This is a genomic window from Acidimicrobiales bacterium (assembly GCA_036491125.1).
Lineage (GTDB): Bacteria > Actinomycetota > Acidimicrobiia > Acidimicrobiales > AC-9 > AC-9.
In genome coordinates, this window is record DASXCO010000081.1 from 1 (window position 1) to 3105 (window position 3105).

A 3105-nucleotide genomic window follows, 5' to 3' on the forward strand; every position below is an offset into this window, starting at 1 on the left:
TTACCAGCGCTCGCGGGTCACCGAAGTTCGTCCCCGGTGAGCGCTGCGCACGTCGCCAGCAGTCCTTCCTGCACCTCGAGGCTGCTCGCCGCTGGGTGCGTCTCGCGTGGACGTTGGTGATAGAAGTAGCGCCCCGTCACCGTGGCCGCCGCGTCGTCGCTCGTCGCGAGCCAGACCTGGGTCACCGGGGCCAAGGCCAGGTCGTCGGGAGCGCCGGGGCCGCCCATCTTCGTTGGCACCCAGCCCGGCTCCAGGGCGTTGGAGAGCACGTCCGGCCAGTGTCGCGCCACCGCGAATGCCAAGACGATGTCGAACAGCTTGGAGTCCGAATACGCCTGTGACCCGCTCCAGGGGCGCCGCTCCCACTGGAGGTCCGAGAGATCGGGATCGCCGCCCCGATGCATGCCGGAGCTCAGATAGACGAGCCGATCCGGCCGTGTCATCAGCGCCGTCAGGAGGTACGGCGCGAGCACGTTGATGGCGAACACGTGGGAGAGGCCGTCGACCGTCTCGATCCGCCTCGGTTCTCGGTATCCAATGCCGGCGTTGTGGATGACCGCGTCATACCTGCCGAGCGCATTGGCCTGGGCGGCGACCTGCCTCATGCCCGAGATGCTCGACAGATCGCCGATGACCGCGTCCCCCGCTTCAGGCAACTCGTCTCTGGCGTCGATGGCTCCTGTGTCGTTGCGGGCGTGCAGGGTGACTTCGTGGCCGTCCGCGACCAGTAGGCGGCCTGCCATCAGACCGAGGCCATCTGTCGAGCCGGTCACGAGTATTCGAGCCATCGGAGGGCTCCTCTTGGTGGTTCGGATTCATCCCACTACGCCGCCCAGCCAACCGCGGCTCAAGGTCCGAGCTGGAAGGGTGGATAACGGTCCGTGACGAGCACCACCGAGTAGGCCTGAACCCGGATCGACCAGCGCATCAGGCCGACGACGAAGTCATGAAACGAGCGGGGATAGCGGCCGGTGAACAGCACGACGAACCAGCCGATCACGCTGATGACGGCGCCGGCTATGTACAGGAAGAAGAGCACGACGTAGTGCGGGATGGCGAGGAACCACTTCACCAAGGGGAGCCATCTGTTGAGCTCCGCGCCGCCCTGTGGGTCAGGGAGCTCGATGTGCACCGCCTGCTCCTCGTCGGTCGAGGGGTACTCGTCTCGCAGGATGAGAAGGTACGCGAAAACCCGGTTGCCGAACCGGACGATGTTGAGGTTGAAGTCGAACCACCAACCCGGGTACTTGCGCCGGAAGAGCACCATGAGCAGGGTGGGCAGGAAGATGACTCCGCCGGCACCGAAGCTCCAGCCATATCCGCTGTTGATCTGACCACTGCCCAGCAACGAGAGCACCACCAAGATGGGCAAGGTCGTGAAGATCCGAAAGCCGACGGTCAGACGGTTCCGCGCCGCTTGGTCATAGTCGACCGACAAGTTGACCGGGTAGGGATTGAACGTCTCTGGGTCCACGATGTCCTTCCTCCTGGGTCAGGGGCGTTTGGCCCACCGTTTTTCGCCAGTGACCCCAGTATCGGACGGATGAGCACTCGGGCCAAGCACCAGTCCAGGTTCGGACGCGCGACTGCCGACGCAGCAAGCGATCGATGCGATTCAGGCGTGACCTTCAACCGCTACGGCGGAAGACCTTGGCCCGCTCGTAGCTCGGGCAGCCGCCAGGCCGGAAGTGCCGGACACTATGAGCGGCGGGCTTCGCCCCGCGAGTGATCAGCCGGCCGGCGGCGTCCAGCCAGCGGGAAGGCTCACCGACTTGTACTCCAGGTACCCGGCGAGGCCCTCGGGCCCGAGCTCGCGACCGATCCCCGACTCCTTGTAGCCACCGAACGGGGCACCGAACTCGAGCATGAACCCGTTCACGGTGTAGGTGCCGGTGCGAACCCGGCGGGCGATGTCGAGTCCCCGGTCGACGTCCGCGCTCCACACGCTTCCCGAGAGCCCATAGTTCGAGTCGTTCGCGATCGACACCGCCTCGTCGACCTCCCCGTAGGGGATCATGGCCAGGACCGGTCCGAAGATCTCCTCCTGGGCGATCTTCATGCTGTTGTCGACGTCGACGAAGATGGTCGGCTCGACGTACCAGCCCTTGGACAGGTCGGACGGCCGTCCGCCGCCCAGAGCGACCTTGGCCCCCTCGTCCTGGCCGGCGGCGATGTAGCCCTCGACCCGGTCCCGCTGCCGCGACGTGACCAGGGGACCGATCTCCGTCACCGGATCGAGCGGGTCGCCCACGGCCATGGCGCCGACGCGCTCGCACAGCCGCTCGACGAGCTGCTGGTACTGGTCGCGGGGAGCCAGGATCCGCGTCTGGGCCACGCACGCCTCGCCGTTGTTCATGAGCGACGCGGGCAGGAGGCCGGCGGCCACCTCGTCGATATTGGCGTCGGGCAGCACTATCGCCGCCGACTTGCCGCCCAGCTCGAGGGTGACGCGCTTGAGGCGCTCTCCACAGAGGGCGGCGATGCGCTTGCCCGCCGCCGTGCTACCCGTGAAGCCGATCTTGTCGACGTCGGGGTGGGTGACGAGATGCTCGCCGACCTCCCGGCCCGCCGGCACCACGTTCACCACGCCGGGCGGCAGCCCCGCCTCGGCCAGGATCTCGGCCAGCACGTTGGCGTCGAGTGGCGTCTCCGGAGCCGGCTTGAGCACGACCGTGCACCCCGCTACGAGAGCAGGCGCCAGCTTGAGCATGGCCACGAAGAGAGGGACGTTCCAGGGCACGATGGCCCCGACCACCCCGACCGGCTCCCGGCGGACCAGGGCGGGGCCCATCACGCCGGCGCGCACCTCCTCGAAGGGGATCTCGCGTGCCAGCCCGACGTAGTAGTCCAGGACCATGGTGGCCGAGAACACCTGGCCCAGCAGCGACCAGGAGATGGGCGAGCCGTTCTGCTCGGTGATCGTGCGGGCGATCTCTTCACTGCGGGCCTGGATGGTCGCCGAGACGCCAGCCAGCAGGTCGGCCCGTTCGGCCGGGCTCGTGTGGGGCCAGGGCCCGGAGTCGAACGCCCGGCGGGCGGCGGCCACGGCGGCGTCGATGTCGGCCTCGGTCGAGGCCGGCACGGTCCCGATCGGCTCCTCGGTGC

General features: G+C 67.8%; 3 protein-coding genes. All 3 read right to left on the reverse strand.

Annotated elements, in window-relative coordinates; translation table 11 throughout:
• Positions 1-17: 17 nt before the first annotated feature.
• Positions 18-788 carry an SDR family NAD(P)-dependent oxidoreductase gene (locus tag VGF64_07040; GenBank protein HEY1634496.1) on the reverse strand — a complete coding sequence of 257 codons (771 nt, stop codon included), beginning with the start codon at positions 786-788 and terminating at the stop codon, positions 18-20.
• A gap of 59 nt (positions 789-847) precedes the next feature.
• Positions 848-1474, reverse strand: a complete 627-nt coding sequence (locus tag VGF64_07045; GenBank protein ID HEY1634497.1) for a DUF4389 domain-containing protein — start codon at positions 1472-1474, stop codon at positions 848-850.
• A gap of 255 nt (positions 1475-1729) precedes the next feature.
• Positions 1730-3105 (reverse strand): aldehyde dehydrogenase (locus VGF64_07050; GenBank protein ID HEY1634498.1); only part of this gene is annotated, 1376 nt, incomplete at its 5' end.

Coding starts and splice junctions, on each gene's coding strand:
- VGF64_07040 (HEY1634496.1), bottom strand. CDS start 788: ATGGCTCGAATACTCGTGACCGGCTCGACAGATGGCCTCGGTCTGATG.